The organism is Spirosoma areae (assembly GCF_054781775.1).
On sequence record NZ_BAAGTT010000027.1, the window covers coordinates 342,215 to 363,047 of the forward strand.

Genomic DNA, 20,833 nt, shown 5'->3' on the forward strand with positions numbered 1-20,833 from the left:
GGCGGATGCATAGAGACAACATTACCTAACTACACTTAACCACCATGACCACGACACTCTTACACCAAGTTGAAGCTTATGTTGTCGGGTTGTTCGGGGAGCAGCCCCGGCCCGACCTCGTCTATCATAATCTTGCACACACGCGGGAGGTAGTTCAGGCAGCCGAGCAACTGGCCCAGCACTATCAATTGGGCGAAACAGACCACTTAGCGGTGTTGGCTGCAGCCTGGTTTCATGATGCCGGTTATTTGGCCGGTCCGCCGGAAGGGCACGAAGAACGGGGCGCCGAGATGGCGGCCAGTTTCCTGCGGCAATTCGACCATCCGAAATCCCTTGTAAAGCTGGTGAAGCACGGCATTCTGGCTACCAAAATGCCGCAATCACCCCAAAACCGGCTCGAAGAAATCCTGTGTGATGCCGACCTGTTTCATTTAGGCAGCGAGGGCTACAACGACAAACAGAAGTTGTTTCGAAAAGAACGGGAAAAACTAACTGGAACCGACATATCGCGCAGCGACTGGCGGCAGCAAAACATCGCCCTGCTCGAAACGCACCAGTATTTTACCGAGTATGCAAAAACGCTGCGGCAGAAAGGCCAGGCCGATAATCTTCGTCGTTTGAAGGAAAAACAAGCTGAGAAAGACGCTGACGTCAAACCGGAAATCGAAGCTGAACCAGACTCTGCCGAACTCCTTGCTGCGCCACCACCGCCCGCCGACGACAGGAAAAAAGCGAAGGAAAGCCGACCCGACCGGGGCATTGATACCATGTTTCGGACCACCTCCACCAATCATCTTCGCCTGAGCGAAATTGCCGACAGCAAAGCCAACATCATGATCTCGGTCAACTCGATTATGGTGTCGGTACTGGTGTCGGTTGTGCCGCGTCGGATTGAAGAAAATTCGTACCTGATGATGCCCACAGCCCTGTTTCTGACTACCGCCGTGCTGACAATCATTTTTGCGATACTCGCCACCCGGCCCAACGTTACCCAGGGCACATTCAGCCATGAGGATATTCAGCAGAAAAAAGGAAATCTGTTGTTCTTTGGCAATTTCCACCAGATGAGCCTGGGCGAATATGAGTGGGGCATTCGGGAGTTAATGCAGGATACGAACTACCTCTACGGCACCATGACCCGCGATATTTACTACTTAGGCCGTGTGCTGGCCAAAAAGTACAAATTGCTACGGGTAGCCTACACCATTTTCATGTTCGGTTTTGTCGTGTCTATTCTGGCGTTTCTGGTTGTGTTCCTCTTTTTTATGAAGTGAGTCTGAAGAGGTGGGTTACGCCGGGTTTTAACCTGCTATGCTCTTATATCGGTTAATAGATTCAGGTTGGCTTATTCGTTGTCCCATGCCTACCGAACCGCCGGTAGGCATCTTTCACGACTATCAAAAAGGGCGGTTCGGTTTTCTCTTTCAGATACCGGTCATACTCCTGATGGGTCATCAAGTCCATTTGGTAGAGATCTGGTAACGACAATAACTTTACTGAAACCTGGTCAGATTGACTGAAAATCAGTATCTTCGATACCCTGTTTTGAGCGAATCGGTCAACTACTCTATTGGGCCAATTATAGTACGGCGGGACTATGCAGAGAAATTATATCTGGCTATTTGTTTGGCTGGTTAGCTACCTGCCCCGGATTGCTATGGGCCAGAACCTCGTGCCGAACGGCAGCTTTGAAACCTACCGAACCTGCCCCCGTTTGGATAATCTGCTCGAAGAAGCCGTACCCTGGTATAATCCTAACCTGGCAACGCCTGATTTTTACCATAGCTGTTTTCATTCCGGTCAATTACCCCTGCCCCCGAGGTCGGGGCAGGGCGTGGCACGTTTGTTTTTTGATAAAGGCTGGGCCGAATACCTCGCCGTGCCGCTTACGAAACCCCTGCTTGCCGACGAGTGCTATTATTTCGAGATGTATGTAGCCATGGAAACGCCCGCCAAACATCTCACCGAAACATTTGGCGCTCACCTGTCGGCACAACCGCTTACCTCGACGGATAAAGAATTATTGACCGCTAAGCCGCAGATTCTCGACAACAAGTTGAGTCCCGGCGATCCGGCCCTAAAGTGGCAACGGGTGTCGGGCACGCTCAAAGCAAAGGGTGGAGAGAAGTACGCAACGATTGGGAACTTTGACCGGCTGCCTGTTTTGCTGGGGTTTTATTATTTGTTTATCGACGATGTTTCCTTAGTGCCAATCACACTGAATTTAGGCAACGATACGACCCTGTGTGGCCGTCGAAGCACCCGCCTGCTCGATGCCACAACGCCCGGTGCTGCCTTTTATAAGTGGAGTGATGGCAGCACAGACCCCACACTGCTGGTAACCAAACCCGGCCGACATTCCGTAACCGTAATTACGCCCTGTAAAGTCCTGACCGATACCATTACCATCAACTATGCGCTTAACTTTGATTTAGGTGCTGATACTACGCTCTGCAACGGACAGGCGGTCGCACTGAGCGTTCCGGCCAACCCGGAAGCTACTTACCGGTGGCAGGATGGCTCCGGGCAAACCATCTACACGGTCAGGCAGGCCGGGCAGTACAGTATTCGGGTTAAGCAGGGCAACTGCACCGTTACCGACACCATCCGGGTGCGGTACATACGACCTCCCGAACTGGAGTTAGGCCCCAACAAGGACCTGTGCGGAGCCGAACTGTTCACGATTATACCCACCATTACAGAAGGGGAATTTCGCTGGCAGGATGAATTTAACGCCATCGAACGCACGGTGAGCAGTTCGGGTGTGTTTCGGGCGAGTGTCAGCAACGACTGTGCAACCGTTACCGATTCAATCGCGATCTCCTACGGCGCCTGCGATTGTGTACTCTATGCGCCTAACTGCTTTACGCCCAATGAGGATCAGGTCAACGATGTTTTTCTGGCCTACGGGTGCGGAGATATTCTGATTCAGTCGCTCGCCATTTTCAACCGATGGGGCGAAGTTATTTTCCAGACCGATACCCCACCGTTTCAGTGGGACGGGTATTACCGGGGAACGCTCTGTGTGGCAGGAACGTATGCCTGGCGCATCCGGTACAGCCTGACGCAGGGAAAGCAGCAAACCGTCGACCAGAAACAGGGTGCGCTTAGTCTGATTCGGTGATCTAAGTCAACCCGCTACCTGGCGTACTTCGCCTGCATGGCTTTGATGAATCTGAGGCCGTTTTCGGCGATGTCCCAGGGTTCGTTGTACTCCCGCCAAACGTTGATGGAGTTGGCAAAATCAATATCGTTGCGCGTAAAGGCTTCAATGGTCATCCAGCCGTTGTAGTTCAGTTCGGCCAGGGTTCGGAAGGTGTCGTCCCAGGGAATGTGTCCATCGCCGGGCGTTCCCCGGTCATTTTCGCTGATATGCACGTGTGCCAGCACGGGGGCAATGGTACGGAGTGCGTCAGGAAATCGCTTTTCTTCCATGTTGGCGTGGTGTGTATCGAACATAGCCCGCACATTCGGGTGCTCGGTTCGGGCCACTAAATAGGCCAATTGGTTCATGGTGTTACAGAGATAACACTCAAAACGATTCAGCGCTTCGGGGGTCAGCATGATGTTCGCCTGCTTCGCGTAGTCGCCTGCCGCGTGGAGCACGTCGGCACTGTGGGCGTATTCGTCCATTTGTGGTTCCCGGCGGGAGAACGTTGCAAACGCCGAATGAAACGGGCCACAAATGACCGTTGCTCCCATAGCGTGTGCCCGGTCGATGGCTCCTTTCAGATGGATTAACCCCTGTTCGCGCACGCTGGCCGACGCACTGGCCGGATTGGCCTCTGGGCCAACCACCGTCACGCAGGTGCTTTGCAAACCGACCTGCCTGAGGTGATCGCCGAATTTCTGGTAAACACCAATGTCCTGTGTATCAACGAAACATTCGATACCGTCGTAGCCAATCGTTTTAAGCCGTTCCGCAATTGGATTCATTTTTTCGGAGATGGCGGCTGTCCAGACTAACAGGTTAAACCCAATGGGGGAGGGCATATGCGTAGTGAAATAGGTGAAGTGGAGAAGTAGGTAGAATTGGTAAAACCAATTCTACCTACTTCTCCATCGGATGTTCCTTGAGTAATTGGTCGGCCGCGTAAAAGTCGACTTTACGGACGGTGGCGGCTCTGACTTTCTTAACCTTATCGGGAAGAATAGCCGGTGCCTGATTGCCAAACGAATTTCTGACATAGGTCAGCACGGCGGCTACCTCGTTGTCATTGAGTAAGCCGCCAAACGGGGTCATGGGCACCTGGCCGGGGTAGGTTTTGCCATCTACATCCATTTGCCCCATAAGCCCTTTCAGCGCTATTTTGATCAACCGGTCCTCGTTGCCCAAAACCCATTTCGTACCAATAAGTGGCGGAAATTGTGAGGCAGAAAGCCCCCGGCCATCTGGTTGATGGCAGGTTGAGCAGTACCCTTCTTTGGCATAAATTTCTTTCCCTTTATTGAAGAGGGCAAGTTCGTCGCCCTTCAGTTTCGACTTTACTTCCTCATCTTTTACCTTATTAACGCCTACACCATTCAGGTGGGCAACGGCGGTTTCGTGGGCGTGAATCATCCAGTCGTCCAACGGCTTTTTCTTAGCTTCGGCCAGAATGGGCAGCCCTTTTTCTTTTCCAATCCACGAAGCAGCCACAATGGCGGCCAGCCGAACCCGGCTGTTGTCATCCCGAACGGCCTGCATCAGCAAATCGGCCTGATTCGGCACCTGATGACCCGTGTACCGCACGACCTGAACGGCAGCGGCTCGTGCATGGTAATCATTAGCCTTCAGTACTTGCTTCAACAGGTTTTGATCCACTTTATTCATGCCCCAGCTTACCCATAAACCTTCCAGTAGATGATGTTCGTAGCGCGGATCGGTTTTATCCAACCCAGCGACCCAGGTAGTCAGTTTGGTTAGAACCTGAGTCACGTCACGGCCCCGAAGTTCGCGCCGGGTGCGGTAACGGGTGCGGTATTCGGGGAGTTTGAGGTTGTCTAATAACTCCTCGATGCTGGCACCATCAATGCTGGCTGGTTTCACCAACGGGCGCGACGGGTACGTAATGCGGTACACCCGCCCATGCGAATGGTCGCGCAGGGGGTCGCGGGCGTTATGCTGCATGTGGCCGATGAGGATGTTGTGCCAGTCGATCAGATACAGTGACCCGTCGGGTGCAAACTCCATATCGACGGGCCGGAAGTTACGGTCTTCACTAACAACCAGGTCCATCCGATGTTTGCTTTTGTAGCCTGTCCCATCATCCACTAAGGTGTGTTCTTTCGTTCCCAGAAAGCCAATGGTGTTATTGATGAGGAAATCGCCCTGAATTTCGTCGGGAAAATGGCGGCTGGACACAAATTCCAGGCCGGAGGTAGGCCGCACGCGGTGAGCCTCCTCAATTAGCTGAACCGACTTATGGGTGGCCTCTCCATAGCGGGGCAACACCGAACCCGGCATCATCCAGCGAACATCCGGGCTGGAGGTCTCGGCAAAGAACGGCTGGCCCCAGTCGTCGAAGGCAATACCCCAGGGATTCGGAATGGACAACTGCGCGGTGCGCTCCAGTTTTTTACGTTGGGGCGTATAGCGGTAAAATCCGCCATTGGTTGCCCGAACCGGGCCGTAAGAGGTTTCAACATTGGTGTGTAAAAATACCCCCTCACCGGAATAAATAGCCCCGGATGGGTCGACACAGAAGGCATGACTGTTGTGGTGGGTGTCGTGGTCATCGTAGCCGCTCAGCAGGATTTCCTTTTTGTCGGCCCGATCATCGCCATTCGTGTCGGTGTAGAGTTTCAGATTGGTTCCCTGCGAAATGTAGACGCCTTCTTTGGCAATTTCAAAGCCAAGCGGCAGGTGCAGGCCGTCGGCAAAAATCGTTTGTTTGTCGGCCTTGCCATCGTTGTTGGTATCTTCCAGAATCAGGATTTTATCATTTGGTTTGGCATCGCCGGGTTTATAATGCGGATAACTGGGCATGACGGCTACCCACAGCCGCCCTTTCCCATCGAAGGACATCTGCATCGGCTTGGCCAAATCCGGAAATTCTTCTTCCGAAGCAAAGAGTTCGATTTTGTAGCCAGGCGGTACGTTTAGCTTCGCCAGCGCATCCTTTCCGTAGAGGTATTGCAGGCTGCCATTTTTTTCGGGATTGAAATTGGTTTTTACGGCTGGCAGGGGGGTGGTATTTTTATCGGCAACGGCCAGGTCCAGTTTCTCCCCGTTGGCAGCGGCCAGCCAGATGGCCCGGTCCCGGATGGCCGTCAGTTCCCGTATCTTCTGAATTTCAGCCGGGTAATTGTCCGGCCCGAACGGGTTGTATCGCCGACCGTAGACATGCACCCCATTGGGAATTTTGTAGTCGTTGTGCCACATCCAGTTCTTTTCCATAACGGCCTCATGAACCAGTTTTCGGTTGGCTTCGGCTTTGGCGGGGGCCTTCCCAAAAACCTGATCGGCCAGCAGAAGACCTAATTTTTTGTAGCCCTCGTCGTTGAGTTGCGACCCGTCGATGGTCAGCGGTTCGGCACTGGCTTCGTACCACGATTTAGACGGCGTATAGGCATCGACAAAGAGGATTCGGTCGGCGCTCCGATTGTTTTGTTCAGCAACCTCTTTCATGGCGTTTGTATAGAGCGAGAGGTTCTCGTTTTCGACTTTGCCATTGGGCAGATCGAAGGTGGCCGATAAATCCTCAAACGCAATGGGCGATACGATGGCTACTTGGGGCGCTGCCGTTCCATTGTATTTCTGCTTGAGCGTATGTTTGATAAACGCATCCAGCTCGGCCTTGTAGTTGGCCAGGCCGGCTTTTCCCTGGAAGGATTCGTTGTAGCCAAAAAAAGCAACGATCACATCAGTTTTTAGCCGGGTAAGCCATTGATCGGGTGTCTCGAAATGCCCTTCGCTGCCCGAATTGGTGGCCAGTTCGGTCTGGAATTTTTCGGCTCCAGGAAACGCCCAGGGGGAGAACCGGCTGGCGTGTGGGCGAAAACCCGGCGTGTCGCCACCATCGCACATATTTCGGATGTACAGGGAATCCGCCGGATAGCGAACCTGCATCTCAGTCTCGAAATGACCATAATTCATCATCCTCGACCCCAGATTGTTGCCAATGAGTGCGATATGAGCGCCCTTTTTAATGGGTATTGGGGCGAATTGGCTTCTTTGAAATGCGCTGAACGCGATGACCGACAAGCCAATTGTGGCCAGTAATCCGTAGAGACCGATTGCTTTGGAACGAAATGATTTCATATAAATGGGATGTATACAAATAGAACGCGGATTTTTATGATGAGTATGATTAATTATGATCTGCGTAAATCATAAGGATCATAAAAATCTGCCGGTCCGCCGGTGCGGTTCTATTTCAGGATTTTTTGGGATGGCCGTAAGGAACATCAATGGCTAATTTACCCTTCCATCGCTTCGGAACCGGCTGGCCAAGTTCCCAATGAATGGCGTTGATAACTAATCGCTGAAACGACTCCACCCGAAAATCTTCGGGGTGGCCGAGGGTGGTCAAAAAGGCTTTGCCGCCCCATTGGTTCTGCCACGTCCAGGCAACGGGATTGTCGATGGCTTCTTTATCGGGATTAACTGATTTGCCCATCAGCAACGGCACTGACCCTTTGGCGGGATAGTCGGGCAGGACGCGGTATAGCCACGAGGCCGCATGGAAAGCCGGTTCAACGCCGGTCAGAATCGGATGGTTGGCTGCTGCGGGAATAACGGTAACGTCGGTCGTGCTGTTGTGACCATAATGCGTGTGTTTGGCTGCGCCCCCCCAGCCCGGTGGCGCGCCGAAGGCAAACTCTCCAAAGGCATTCCACCGTTTCCGGTCGTCGCCATCGGGGTAGTTGAAGGCGTGGGTTGTGGTTCGGAAGCCCATGACGGGTTTACCCGATTTGAGGTAGTCGTCGATGTATTGGAGTTGGTCGGTGGGCAGGATCCGCCAGCGAAGAAAGAAAACGGCTAAATCAGCTTCGCGCAGAACCTCCAGGCCGGGAATGTCTTTTTCGCCGTTGTAATCCGGTACGGCTTTGAGGACTTTCGTCCGCATTCCGTAGTTTTTTTTCAGTTCAGCAGCAATGAGCGGCAGGGTGAGTTCGCCACTGTATTCGTGGTCGCCGGTAACAAACACCACAAGGGGTTTTTGGGCGGTTACCGCCGTTGCCAGACCCGGTAAAGCGGTCAGACTCACCAATCCGGCAAGCGTTTGCAGGAATGTTCTGCGTTTCGTTTTCACGGTTGTTTTTGTCATAAGAAAGTCAGATTTCTCCTCAGTCTACTACGATGTTTCTTCAGATTCACGTATCGGTGAGGGATATTACTTCACGAACGTGGCCACGTTCTCTTTCGTGACTAATTGAAACGGGATAAGCGTTTCGCTGGAAAAGGGTTGCCCTTTCACAATCTTCACCGCCGTTTCAATCGCTTTTGCGCCCTGCTGTTCGGCATTCTGAAAAACTGTGGCATCAAGCGTTCCTTTTTTTACCGCCTGAAGGGCATCCGGGATGGCGTCGATGCTGACCACCAGTACCTTATCGTTCAACCCCGCGTCGGTCAAGGCCTTTACCGCCCCTAAGCCCATTTCGTCGTTTTGTGCGAAGACGGCGTTTATACCTGACCCATACGACTGAATCCAGTTCTCCATTAAGGCCATTGCTTTGGCCCGATCCCACTCGCCGGTTTGGTGGGCAATGAGTTTCAGATTCGGGTATTGTTTCAGAATTTCCCGTGCGCCCTGTTCCCGTTTTATCTGAGCCGCCTGACCCATGTAGCCGTGCATCATGACGACAGTTCCTTTGCCATCTAATTTTTCAGCAATGAATCTCATGGCTATTCGGGCTGATTCTACATCATCGGAGCCAACAAAAGCGGACGGTTTGATGCTTGTCTCCGAGTTTACGTTAACAATCGGAATCTTCGCGGCCAATGCTTTCGTCACGGCGGGCGAACTGGCTTCCACTTCGCAGGGATTCATGATGATCGCATCGACGTTTTGCGCGATAAAGCTTTCGATCTGCTCAACCTGCTTCAGAGCCGACCGTTCGGCATCGACGGTAATCAACTCAACCCCGGCTTCCTGCGCTTTTTTAGTCATCTCATCAGAAACATTGACGATAAACTCATTCTGCATACTCAGCATCGAGACGCCTATAACCAGTTTTTTGTTTTCGTCAGCTTTCTCATTTGTGGTGGTCTGATTGCAGCCTGCGAGCAGGGCTATACAGAACAGAGTAGACCTAAAGAAATGTAGATGTCTCATTATGATGACTTAGCCAATTTGTTTCGGTCGCGTAGCGATCAAACAATAGTATTCGTCTGATTGCTACGTGACGATTTGCTTAGATCACTCCAGGAGCACTTAACGTTCCGGCTGCTGACTCACACCATCCAGCACTACGGCCCCAATAATAATAACGCCCATCACAACCTGCTGGTAATACGATGTGACGTTGAGCAAATCCAGCCCATTGTTGATCACCCCGATTAATAAAGCGCCAATCAGGGTGCCCGTCATGGTTCCGGTGCCGCCCGATGTGCTGGTGCCGCCGATAATAGCAGCCGCAATGGCATCTAATTCAAAACCCGCACCCGCGTTGGGCTGCCCCGTTGTGATGCGGGAGGTCAGCACAATACCCGCTATGGCGGCCAGCCCTCCGCTTAGGGTGTAGACCCTCATTTTCACCCTGTTCAGCCGGATACCCGACGCTTTTGCCGCCTGTTCATTTCCGCCAACGGCATACATGTATCGGCCTAAGATGGTTTTTCGCAGGACCACAGAACAGATTAGGAACGCCACAATCAGGATCATGATGGGATTGGGTATGCCGAGTAGCTGCCCGCCACCAATGAAATTGAACGAATCCGACAGGTTAGAAATCGGGCGTCCGTTACTCAGAATGAGGGCCAGCCCCCGGCCGATGGTCATTGTGCCCAGCGTAACAATGAAGGGCGGGACTTTAGAGCGGGTAATGACGAATCCGTTAAAGGCTCCAAACAGAACCCCGGTTAATAAACCAGCCAGCAGCGGCACGGCCACCGGGTAGGCATCGGGGTGAGCAAATGAAGCCGCCACCACCCCCGTAACGGCCACCATCGACCCCAGCGATAGGTCGATGCCGCCGGTGATGATCACAAACGTGACGCCGAATGCCAGCAAGGCATTGATGGATACCTGCGTAACAATAATCAGCAGGTTCGACAGGGTCAGGAACTTTGGCGTAATGAATGAAAGAACGAGACAGATGAGGATGAACGCTACGAAAATCCCCGCTTTGCCAAGGCCCCGGATGCGGGTTTTATACGAACTCCCAACCTGATTGAGATAGGTGTTTAAGGCTTCTTTCATGATAAGGCTTTGGTCTGTTTTGAGACGCGTTGACCGGTTGCGGCTGGCACTTTGACAAAGTTCGGAACTTTGTCAAAGTGCCAGCCGCAACCGGTCAACGTCTCTCAAACCTGCATGGCATAGCGCATGATTGTTTCCTGAGTCGCTTCTTTTTTTGAGAGCATGGCCGTCTGTTTTCCTTTCGACAGCACAAGAATTCGGTCGCTCATGCCCATTAGTTCTGGAAGTTCCGATGAGATCATAACTACTGCTATACCGTCGGATGTCAGTTGGTTGATTAACCGATAAATCTCCGCTTTCGCCCCCACATCGATACCCCGTGTTGGCTCGTCGAGGATAATGAGCACAGGGTTGGCCAGCAGCACTTTGCCAATGACGACTTTCTGCTGATTGCCCCCACTCAGATAAATTACTTTCTGATTCGGACCGGTCGTTTTTATTCGCAGATCAGCAATCAATTTAGTGGCTGTTGCGTCTTCGCTGTCGGCCTGAATGAAGGGGCCTTTCGCGTGGGTTGGCAAACTGGCCAGCGTGAGATTTTGCCGGACAGACAGGGCCGGAATGAAGCCCCATCCTTTCCGGTCTTCACTCACATAGCCGATGCCGTTTCGGATGGCGTCCTGCGGAGACTTTATGGCTGTTTTCTTTCCGTTGATATAAATGTCGCCACTCGTGATGCTATCCAGCCCAAAAATAGACTGGGCTATTTCGGTCCGGCCCGCGCCCATCAGCCCCGCAATACCCAGCACCTCACCGGCATGAACGGCAAAGGTTATATTGGAAAATTTACCGCGCCGACTGAGTTTGTTCACCGATAAAACTTCTTTCCCTTTCGGAGTAGTGTTGATTGGGAACAGGGTGTCAATTTCCCGGCCAACCATCATCGTTATCAACGCAGGCTGGTTGAGGTCGGTCGTGGGTTTTGTGTCGATGTACCGGCCGTCCCGCAACACCGTGATGGCGTCGGCGATGGCGAATATCTCCTCCATTTTGTGCGAAATGTAGATGATGGCCACGCCCTTTCTGGTCAATTCCCGGATGATGGCAAAGAGCGTGGCCACTTCTTTATCGGCGAGTGCGGATGTCGGCTCATCCATAATAATCACCTTTGCATCGTTCGAAATGGCTTTGGCAATTTCCACTAATTGCCTCTCGGCCACACGCAGATGCTTCATTTTTGCGGTCGCATCAATCGTCAGACCCATTTGATCGAGCAGTGCCTCAGCCTGCTTCTGGAGACTTCGGTTATCAATCCAGCCGGGCAACCAGCGAGTTTTTTCTCTACCCAGAAAAATAGTCTGCGCCACCGTCAGTTCAGGCACAATCAACATCTCCTGATGAATCATGGAGATGCCTTTTTTCAGTATGGTATTGACGTCATTATTTTTCAGACTGCTTCCGTCAAAGGTAATTTCGCCGGAATCGGGCGCAAGAAGCCCGATTAAGATCTTCATCAGGGTCGATTTGCCGGCTCCATTTTCACCCATCAGTGCATGAACCTCCCCTTTTCTCACGGTCAACTGGACATCATCCAGCGCCTTCACGCCCGAAAACGATTTCGAGAGACCACGAATTTGGAGAATATTGTTTTGGGAGGAGATCATGTGTGTAGGGCGGAGAGCGCAGGGCCTATCAGCCTACAAATTCATTTGTGGGTGACCAAATGGGGTAATAAGGATTCGTTTGTTGTTTTAACGACATAGTCCGTTGGTATGCATCAGAAAACGGTTAAAACCGTTGCTATCGGTCTGTGACTATTTTCAGTAACCCACAAATAAATTTGTGGGCTGAAAACTTCTCCGCTCCGCTCTGCTCCCCGCTCCCTGCTTCTTACCACACAACGCCCGTATCCTGCCAACTTCTCGAATTGGCGGAATTAATCACGGCTTCGCATACTTTCTGGGTTTCCAGCGCGTCTTTGAAGGTTGGGGCGCAAGGTTGGCCAGTTTCCAGGCTTTGGAGAAAATCCGCTACCTGATGCGTAAACGTGTGCTCATACCCGATGCTCGTGCCCGGTATCCACCAGCGTTTCATGTAAGGCTGGTCGCTGTCTGTTACGAGGATGGAGCGCCAGCCCCGAACAACCGACTCGTCGCTGTGGTCGAAATATTCCATCCGGTTCATGTCGTGGAGGTCCCACCGGATGGACGCATGTTCGCCGTTAATTTCAAAGGTGTACAGCGCCTTGTGCCCACGGGCATATCGGGTTGCCTCGAACAGCCCCAGCGAGCCATTGGCGAAATGGCAATGGAACAGGCAGGCATCGTCGATACCAACTTTTTGCACCCTGCCGGTTAGCTGATGAACGCGTTCTTTAACGAAGGTTTCGGTCATGGCCGACACATCCGTAATGCCGCCGTTCAGCCACATGGCCGTGTCGATGCAGTGGGCGAGCAAATCGCCCGTTACGCCAGACCCGGCTGCGTCGACATCCAATCGCCAGAGGGCAGTGCCCCCCTGCGGCAGGTCGGCGTTGATGGTCCAGTCCTGAAGAAAGTTAGCCCGGTAATGGAAAATCTTGCCCAGCTTGCCCGAATCGACAATCTGCTTGGCCAGCGTAACCGCCGGAACGCGACGGTAGTTGTACCAAACCGTATTCTGAACGCCCGCCTTCTCGACCGCTTCGACCATTTTCTGACCCTCGGCTAACGACCGGGCGAGAGGCTTTTCGCAAAGAATCATTTTTCCCGCTTCGGCAGCGGCAATCGCAATTTCAGCGTGGGTGTCGTTGGGCGTACAAATGTCGACCGCGTCAATATCATCCCGCGCAATAACGGCTTTCCAGTCGGTTTCGTAGGACTCATAGCCCCACTGTTCGGCGAATTTCCGCACGGTTTCTTCGTTGCGCGAACAAACCGTTTTCAGCACCGGCGTATAGTCCAGTTCCGGGAAAAAATGAGGTACCTGATTATACCCGTTTGAATGGGTCCGGCCCATCAAACCAGTTCCGATTAAGCCTATTCGTAGTTCTTTTTTGGTTGCCATGTGTAAGGTTGGGATTGTTGGTTTTTGTAGAGACGCAATACCTTGCGTCTCTACGTAGGCGTCAGCCAAAACCATCCGGTCATAAGCTGCAAGGTATTGCGTCTCTACGTTGTTTCACGCCAGCCGTGCTGTTGCCGGACCTTAATCATGGTGGCCAGGATGTCGTTCCAGGTTTGCTGGTTGTTCATAACGGCGTTGGGAAACATGCAGCCATCCCAGCAAATGTGCTTGAATGCTTTGGTGAGCTGGTGGTTTTCGTCGCGCAGCCAGTAACCGGCATCGTGAACAACGTCGAGTTTGCCGTTGGGGTCCAGGGCCTGGCAGTGGCGGCCGGTTTTGTCGTGCGAACCCGACCCAAACACAGTGCCGTCGTTCTGAGCCACGTGGAAGTCGATGGTCCAGGGCCGGAGCGCATTGGTCAGGGTACGCAGGGCTTCGTTGAGGGTTTCGCGGTCGCTCCAGTCAAAATCGGCGGGCAGGATACGGTCCTGTTCGCGATTGTAGCCCATCGTGTAGAGCAATGTATGGGCCATATCGGCCTGAAAGCCGATGTTGGGGCGGTCGACAGCTTCTAACGTGGCAAGCATGGTTTTCCAGCTATGCATCCCACCCCAGCAAATTTCGCCTTCGGCAGCTAATTTTTCGCCATAGTCGGCGGCCACGTCGCAGGCTTCGCGGAAGGTCTGGGCAATCAGTTTGGAATTTCCGGCTGGGTCGGCATCCCAACTGGTTGGTGAACTGGCCGAGTCAATTCGCACAACTCCGCTGGGCCGAACGCCCAATTCGCGCAATCGTTGCCCGAAATGGCATGCTTTGCGGACCATCTCGACAAAGGTGGCTCGTTCTTGCTGGCTGCCCATTGCCGGACCACCCCAAATGGGCGCAACCAGCGAACCAATGTTGAGGCTGTAGCCGGAAACTTTATCGGCCAGCCGTTTAATGTCATCGTCCGAGCTATCAATATTGATGTGCGGGTCAAGCAGCCCAATGTCGACGCCATCAAATCTGACCCCGTCGACCTCGGCGGCAGCCGTCATTTCGAGCATGGTATCGAATGGAATGGGCGGCTCAGAATCAGGGCCTTTGCCCACAATACCCGGCCAGGTAGCGTTGTGGAGTTTAGGATAATTGTTCTCGTTCATAAGATGGTTATGGTTTAAGGCTTGATACGTCTATGGAACGCTGATTATTATGATCGTTAAGGTTGAATATGATTTTTAATATGATCTTAACGATCATAACAATCAGCGTTCCATCTACAACATTAAATCAGGATTGCCCGGTCCGAAGTGCTTCAGGATCACAATGGGGTCGGTGGTTGAGGGGTTGACGATGGTGACGCCTTCCCGCGCGGCTTTTTCACTGACAAAAAACTCGTCGTTGGTCAATTGGCCGTAGCGAATCAGGGCAGGCGTTTCAATGTCCCACACGCCCATTTTACCGTGGCCCTGCATCACAATCAGGCCGTAGGCTGCGCTGTCGCGGATGGTGACGGTTGTTCCCGGAAAAACGGTCAGTTCTTTGGCACTGAACGCATCGGATTTATAACACACCCAATTTTCCACGTAGCCTTCAGCCTCCATATCAGCCACCGCTTTAACTGGTTTAGGGCGCATAAAGCGATTGGCCATCATCTGCGGGTCGACGTTCAACTCCCAGTCGATGGCTTCCAGCAGTTGGTCAAAATCACCAATGCGGTCTTTAGGCGTGCCATTCCACAGCAATTCCTCCGGGATGATGGCTTCATTGACTAAGGATTGGTACATCGCGAAGACGTCGGATGCTTTTTGGGGTTCATACGTACAGAAACTTCCCGGTGCATGGAGCAGTCCCGGTGGAACGTCCCAACCTGTGCCCGGCTCCAGACGATAAGCCGACGAGAAGTTCGTGATTTTGTTATCGCCTTTGGCGAAGTTGACCAAACATTCGCGAATTTCTTCCTTCGTGGTGCCGGGCGCAATCCCGAAGAACGTGTATGGGAAATCACCGCCGTGATTGTTCAACTGCGGGGGGAAATAATAAGCCTCCGGTTTGCCTAATTGCCCAATCAGCGCAGCCTGCTCGTCGTTGTGGTGCAGGTGATGGGGCAGCGGCCCCATGTTGTCGAAAAATTTGGAGTACATCGGCCAGGCACCATACTCATTCCAAAGCCGTTCGCCAAGTAAGGCTGCGCCAAGCTCGTTGATGGCATCCTTCAGCAAAACCTGTACGTCGTTGCCGCCCTCATTAAAAACAACGGCGCTCAGACCCTCGTTTTCGCCGGTGAGGGGGCCGTTTTTCGCGGGCGTAGTTGAGGACAGCCACCGTTCGTCGATGCCGCCCCGCTGACCACCCAAAACATAGTAATCATCCGGGTGCAGCTTAATCCGTCGTCCGGGTACGCAAAATGACCGGGGCACCCAGGTTGGGGCCAGCCGCAAAATTCCTTTGCCCTGTTCTAAGGCTTTTTCCGCTACACTTACTGTTGGCGTTGTTTCCATTAACGTTTTTTGATGGGTTTATGAAGAAATGTGATTTAGTTTTTGTCATTCCGACGCAGCCGGGCCGCCGGAGCGGAGGAATCTTAAAGTCCCCTGTTAATCAAGCTTGAGATTCCTCCGCTCCGGCGGCCCGGCTGCGTCGGAATGACAAAAAAAAGCACTACTCAAAGGGTTAAAAATTGATTAATTGATTCTTCATTCGTTAACACCTTAATTTCCAGATCATACCTTCGGCTTTCGCCCGGTTCCAGGAATAGGAGCGAGCCTTGTTGCCGTGCCTTTGCCTGTCCGATGGGCGGGTGGGTTCCGGGTTCGATGCCGGTGACGTACTCACCTTTTCCCCAATGCTGCCAGTTGGTTAACCAGGGCAACTGAGCCTTCGGGAAGCGCACGGACACGGCTATGCCAAGCCGGGCATTATGCAGGCCCGCCGTACACCAGCCCGAATGGTCGGGGGTTGCGTCGATAAATGCGACCGCTTCGCCCGTGCCGCTATGCTCGTTTATGGGAGCAGGGCAGGTACGGAAGTCGTAATTCTCCCGAAAAATATCGGCGTTCATGCCGCCTTCGCGTGCTTGCCAGTTACCCTGCCAAACCAGTTTGGCGCCTTCGTCGACCAACGGCCAGCCGAAGTTAAGATGGTACAACACCATGTGCGGAGCGGGTGTATTGGCCCGGTTCATCACCTCGTCATGAATCCAGATGGTGGGTTGGCCAAGCACGCCCGAAATGGTCCGTTTCAATTCCAGACTGGGGCCAAACACCCGTGTTTCGCGCATCCTGCCGGTGATGCTCATGGCCAGATCGCCGGTTATGGGGTCGGGCTGGATAATGGATTCGATGTCGGCTGGAGTGTTGCTTATCTGCCCATGCAGCCCCCGTTCGCCGTAGGCATCCTGTTCGGGGCCACCCACATGGGTGAGGCCACAAGTGGTTAGCAGGCCGCCGTTAAAGGTACGGAGCCAGTCGATTCCCCGGTCGGCAAAGGTTTCGGGCGGGGTAATGCCCGAATGGCTCAGCCAGGCTAAGCTATGCTGGTTATAGAAGGCATCAGCAATGTCCATCCCCCGGTCTGGCACCACTTTATAACGTAAGCCTGTGCCTGTATTGATCCAGGCAATTCGGGTTCCCCGACCGGCGCCGTTATCGACTACCGACGTTTCGATGCCGCCAAGTTGGGCTGAATTTGAAATTTTATTATACCAGGGTTGCGGTGTCAAAGTTGTCTTCAATAATCGCCGGGTTAAAACCCGGCGCAATGCATAAAATTTTAGGGCTATTGCGCCGGGTTTAACCCGGCGATTCCATTACAACTGCTTCAACATCAACTTCCGATACTGCACTTTCATGGGCGGCCCAACGTGTACCTGTACACCCAGAAGGCCTTTCTTCATACCGTTAACGGCATCATTATCAATGACTTCGCTCATCAGTACGCCATTGATGTAATGCTGTAAATGATTGCCTTTCACAATCAGGTGGAAGGTGTTCCAGTCTTCGCTTTTGATAAACGTTTTCAGCGAGTCGGAGCTGCCCAGCGAGCCGGTTACGGTCAATCCGCCCCAGGCATTGTTTTTCACATTGGCCCGGACGGCTTCGGGCGTGGACGCGCCGGTATAGGCCGGTATCGTTGTTTTTTGGCCGCGATAGGCCAGTGTTGTGCGTTTACGCTCTTCGTAATTTTGTCCCGTGTAGCGTATTCGGCCATCAATGTCGGCCTGATAGCCCCGCAAGGCAAACGGCACGTCGGTAAGTCGGTCACTGCGGTAATTGATACCGGAGTTACCCGCTTCAGTAATGTTGAATTCACCTTTGAACTCGAAATCGGCGGGTTCACCGCCTTGCCAGATAATGAACGAGTTGGTTTTCAGCAGCGTAGACGGGGTTATTTCGCCAACCAGATTGCCATTTTCCACCCGCCAGTAGGTAGGGTCACCCTCCCAGCCGTTCAGTGTCTTCCCGTCGAATATCTGGACAAAACCGTCATTTTTACCTTTTTTAGTTTGTGCCACACAACCCGTTGGCAAACAGGCAGTGGCCATGACCGCCAGTACCAAACTCATCTGAAGACACACTGACGCTACTTTATTAACCATACGGATTCCGTTATTTTATGAGACAGGCTACGTTTTTGACCGGCTGACCCGAATTAAATTAAAAGAAAAAATTCGGGTCAGCCGGTCAAAAATCATCTGGCATGGGTTATTACTTACCTTTCGAGGGTTCTTTTCCCGCTTTATACACGTCGTTATTCTGATTACCTCCTGCCTTCAGGTAGGCCATCAAATCTCTGAGTTCGTCAGCATTCAGGCTGTTGATCAGTCCTGGCAGCATGACCGATTCGGTCGAGAATTTCCTGGACGTAACCTCCTTTTTGGCAATTTTCCGAAGCTGATCGGGCGCGAACGGATTCTGGGAGATGGCGTAACTTGCTTTATCTTCACTGACTAACCGACCCAGTACTGACTGCCCGTTTTTGAGGTAAAAGATCGTCGATGCATACTGATCCGAAACGGCTTTGTTGGGATGAATGATGGCGTCCAGTATATCCTTATTCGAGAAGCGGGTTCCCAATTGCGTCAGGTCGGGGCCAATGTCGCCACCCTGTCCGCCCATCGAGTGGCAACGGCTGCAGAGAATGGCTGAATAAATTTTTTTGCCCGTCTCAAAATCGCGTTTTGTCAGGCCACTGTCCACAGCGGCCAGGGCATTGTCCATTGACCAGCGTCGGCCGGGGCCTTTAGGCGTATAATCGCCTACTATATCATTTCCCGAATTGGTTAACAGCTCAGCCCCCGACAGTTTATTATACTGCTCAAATTGTTCTTTAGGCACGTGGGCCAGCGCCAGTTTCCGGGCTTTGTCGATAAAGCCAATATAACTCCGCCCCCCCTGGTAGTTGAACGCGTTGGCAAACCAGCGAAAGTATTTTGTCCGAAGTTCAGGCGTCCAGCCCGTTTTGGCACTGCTCAACATCGTGGCATAATAGGTTTGCTGGGCGGGGGGTAATTTTTCCAGCATCTTGGCAATATCCAGCCCGTACTGCGGATTTCGCAGAATCAGGTCACTGGAAGCCGTCACCGTTTCGCCACCCACCGGCCCGGTTCCGTCTTCGTTTTGCTTATCCAGCAGCGCCAGGGTGCGTTTAACAACACCGGGAGCTTCCAGCGAAATCAGGAGTTTGCTATACGCCCGATTCAGGACCGCCGATTTAGCCGGGTAGCGCGGATTCAGATAGGCCGTGACGGCGTCTTTATCAGCACCTTCGGCCATACCCATTCGGGTGAATACCAACTCGATAGCCCGTAAAACATCTAACTCCTGGGTTTCGGTGAGTTTGTCCAGCTTTATGCCTGACAGCGACTTGAGCATGGCGCTTTTCTGCGTCTTATCGCCGTGGTGGGCCAGCGCATACATCGCCTGCGTCAATCGCTGCGGATCGGTTTCGGCCAGCGCTTTTGCCTGCCACTGGCTAACGGGCTGGTGCTCAACAGCAATGCGGGCCGCGTAGCGCACAAACCGATCCGGGTGGTTGAGGTTAGGCCATGCAGCGTCAATAGCGGCTGGGTCAGGCTCTCCGTGGTACTGTTCGAGCCTGGTTCGTAACTGATGCTCGGCTGTGAGCTTCGGGGCCTGCGTAGCGGGCGTAACGGCGTCCGTTCCCGTATAGGTAATCCGGTAGAGGTCTGACTCCAGCCGACGCCCACCCGTCAGGAAATACACCGCCCCGTCGGGGCCGACCAGGCCATCGGTCAGCGGCAGTGGCGAACCGGAAATAAACTCTTCGGCCGTGGCGCTGTACGAAGCGCCCTGGGGCTGCAGGTGAACGGCGTACATAATGCCAAAACTCCAGTCGAAGGCATAGATGGCCTTCTGGTATTTCTGCGGAAAGCGGGATCCCCGACCGGCAAAAACGCCCGTGGGCGACCCCTGGCCCATGTTCAAAACGGCGGGCAGGCAATCGCCAAACGCGGGCGACCAGTTGCTTGCCGCCGTGCGCCAGCCAAATTCGGCCCCGCTGGTAACGTGGCAGATTCGGGTAGGCTTGTACCAGGGCAAGCCAAAATCCCACTCCATATCGGAATCATAGCCGATCACATCGCCGGCGTCGTTAAAGGCAAAGTCGAACGTATTGCGAAAGCCTGCGCCCATCAACTCCCATTTTTGCCCTTCGGGATCGACCTTCGCGAGCCAGCCGCCGGGAGCCATTCGGTCTGTTGCATGGCCTCTGGGGTCTTTGATGGCCGGAAACAGGTTGTCTTCCTGCCAAACCGCTGGCAGCCGGTAAGCGTCCATTTTCGGTACGTCGGTAAAATTGCCGCACATCACATAGAGTGACTGTTTATCGGGCGAGAGGACTATGCTGTGGGGGCCATGCTCGCCTTCGCCTTTCAAGGCTTTGAGCAGGGTTACTTTATCGTACTGATCGTCGCCGTTGGTATCCTGAAGCCGATACAGGCCGCTGCCCTTCCCGAAGTTCTTATTCTCCCGGTTATTGACCATAACGTACAGGCTGTTAAAGGCGTATAACAAGCCCTGGGCGTATCCCATACCAACACTCGTGTCGCCCGGCTGAACCATGCCCACCTTCAGCTTTTCAATTTTGGGCTTTTGGGCAACGGAGCCAGGGGGCGGCAGTTCGAGCCTGTACAGAAACCCGTACTGGTCCGACGTAATCATCCGGCCTTTATCGTCGAAGGCCATTGACACCCAGGAGCCCTGCCCGTTTTCAGACGGGCTATACAGATGGTCGGCCCTGAAACCGGGCAGCAGTTTCAGCTTGTTGATTTTGGGGTCGTCGGGGCCGGTTGTTTCCGGGGCTACTCCGTTCATCGTAACCCAGGACGTTCCAAGCAGAATGAGGGCCGAAACGGTAAGCAGCAACTTAACTGGTCTGTGGGCGAAGGACATAATTCTATTGAGTAAGTTAATATCAATTTATAGTAGTCAACCTGTCATGGTGAACGGGCTGGATAGAATCGTCTGACTGAGTTTACCTCCTGGTATAAAGCACGAAGGCCG

The 20,833-nt window shown here is 53.1% G+C and carries 15 protein-coding genes; 2 read left to right on the top strand and 13 right to left on the bottom strand.

Annotated features, from left to right (window positions below; all coding sequences use genetic code 11):
• Window positions 1–44: 44 nt before the first annotated feature.
• Window positions 45–1,274 carry a Pycsar system effector family protein gene (locus ACYVI1_RS15530; protein ID WP_460911529.1) on the top strand — a complete coding sequence of 410 codons (1,230 nt, stop codon included), beginning with the start codon at window positions 45–47 and terminating at the stop codon, window positions 1,272–1,274.
• A 61-nt stretch (window positions 1,275–1,335) separates the two neighbouring features.
• Here ACYVI1_RS15530 and ACYVI1_RS15535 read toward each other — a convergent pair whose 3' ends face one another.
• Complete coding sequence (locus ACYVI1_RS15535) at window positions 1,336–1,464, bottom strand: hypothetical protein (protein ID WP_460911530.1); 129 nt, start codon at window positions 1,462–1,464, stop codon at window positions 1,336–1,338.
• A gap of 133 nt (window positions 1,465–1,597) precedes the next feature.
• Between ACYVI1_RS15535 and ACYVI1_RS15540 the strand changes: the two genes are divergently transcribed.
• Window positions 1,598–3,124, top strand: a complete 1,527-nt coding sequence (locus ACYVI1_RS15540) for a gliding motility-associated C-terminal domain-containing protein (protein WP_460911531.1) — start codon at window positions 1,598–1,600, stop codon at window positions 3,122–3,124.
• A 14-nt stretch (window positions 3,125–3,138) separates the two neighbouring features.
• On the opposite strand, the gene ACYVI1_RS15545 is transcribed toward ACYVI1_RS15540, so the two are convergent.
• The 12 genes from ACYVI1_RS15545 to ACYVI1_RS15600 all read right to left on the bottom strand — a co-directional run bounded on the left by ACYVI1_RS15545 (window position 3,139) and on the right by ACYVI1_RS15600 (window position 20,722).
• A complete protein-coding gene (locus tag ACYVI1_RS15545) occupies window positions 3,139–3,993 on the bottom strand; it encodes a sugar phosphate isomerase/epimerase family protein (protein ID WP_460911532.1) in 855 nt (284 codons plus the stop codon).
• Between the two features lie 58 nt (window positions 3,994–4,051).
• Window positions 4,052–7,243, bottom strand: a complete 3,192-nt coding sequence (locus ACYVI1_RS15550) for a PVC-type heme-binding CxxCH protein (protein WP_460911533.1) — start codon at window positions 7,241–7,243, stop codon at window positions 4,052–4,054.
• Between the two features lie 115 nt (window positions 7,244–7,358).
• The gene (locus ACYVI1_RS15555; RefSeq protein WP_460911534.1) at window positions 7,359–8,252 is read right to left on the bottom strand and encodes a ThuA domain-containing protein; all 894 of its coding nucleotides are present in this window, start codon (window positions 8,250–8,252) and stop codon (window positions 7,359–7,361) included.
• Window positions 8,253–8,318: 66 nt separating this feature from the next.
• On the bottom strand, window positions 8,319–9,260 hold the full coding sequence (locus tag ACYVI1_RS15560) for a sugar ABC transporter substrate-binding protein (protein WP_460911535.1): 942 nt from the start codon (window positions 9,258–9,260) through the stop codon (window positions 8,319–8,321).
• Between the two features lie 99 nt (window positions 9,261–9,359).
• Window positions 9,360–10,346, bottom strand: a complete 987-nt coding sequence (locus ACYVI1_RS15565; RefSeq protein WP_460911536.1) for an ABC transporter permease — start codon at window positions 10,344–10,346, stop codon at window positions 9,360–9,362.
• Window positions 10,347–10,450: 104 nt separating this feature from the next.
• Complete coding sequence (locus ACYVI1_RS15570) at window positions 10,451–11,950, bottom strand: sugar ABC transporter ATP-binding protein (protein WP_460911537.1); 1,500 nt, start codon at window positions 11,948–11,950, stop codon at window positions 10,451–10,453.
• A 226-nt stretch (window positions 11,951–12,176) separates the two neighbouring features.
• On the bottom strand, window positions 12,177–13,331 hold the full coding sequence (locus tag ACYVI1_RS15575; RefSeq protein ID WP_460911538.1) for a Gfo/Idh/MocA family protein: 1,155 nt from the start codon (window positions 13,329–13,331) through the stop codon (window positions 12,177–12,179).
• 104 nt (window positions 13,332–13,435) lie between these two features.
• The gene (locus ACYVI1_RS15580) at window positions 13,436–14,473 is read right to left on the bottom strand and encodes a sugar phosphate isomerase/epimerase family protein (protein ID WP_460911539.1); all 1,038 of its coding nucleotides are present in this window, start codon (window positions 14,471–14,473) and stop codon (window positions 13,436–13,438) included.
• Window positions 14,474–14,587: 114 nt separating this feature from the next.
• On the bottom strand, window positions 14,588–15,811 hold the full coding sequence (locus ACYVI1_RS15585; RefSeq protein ID WP_460911540.1) for a class I mannose-6-phosphate isomerase: 1,224 nt from the start codon (window positions 15,809–15,811) through the stop codon (window positions 14,588–14,590).
• A gap of 164 nt (window positions 15,812–15,975) precedes the next feature.
• Complete coding sequence (locus ACYVI1_RS15590; RefSeq protein WP_460911761.1) at window positions 15,976–17,031, bottom strand: aldose 1-epimerase family protein; 1,056 nt, start codon at window positions 17,029–17,031, stop codon at window positions 15,976–15,978.
• Between the two features lie 87 nt (window positions 17,032–17,118).
• Window positions 17,119–17,907, bottom strand: a complete 789-nt coding sequence (locus ACYVI1_RS15595) for a 3-keto-disaccharide hydrolase (RefSeq protein ID WP_460911541.1) — start codon at window positions 17,905–17,907, stop codon at window positions 17,119–17,121.
• A 109-nt stretch (window positions 17,908–18,016) separates the two neighbouring features.
• Window positions 18,017–20,722, bottom strand: a complete 2,706-nt coding sequence (locus ACYVI1_RS15600) for a c-type cytochrome (RefSeq protein ID WP_460911543.1) — start codon at window positions 20,720–20,722, stop codon at window positions 18,017–18,019.
• Window positions 20,723–20,833 lie beyond the last annotated feature (111 nt).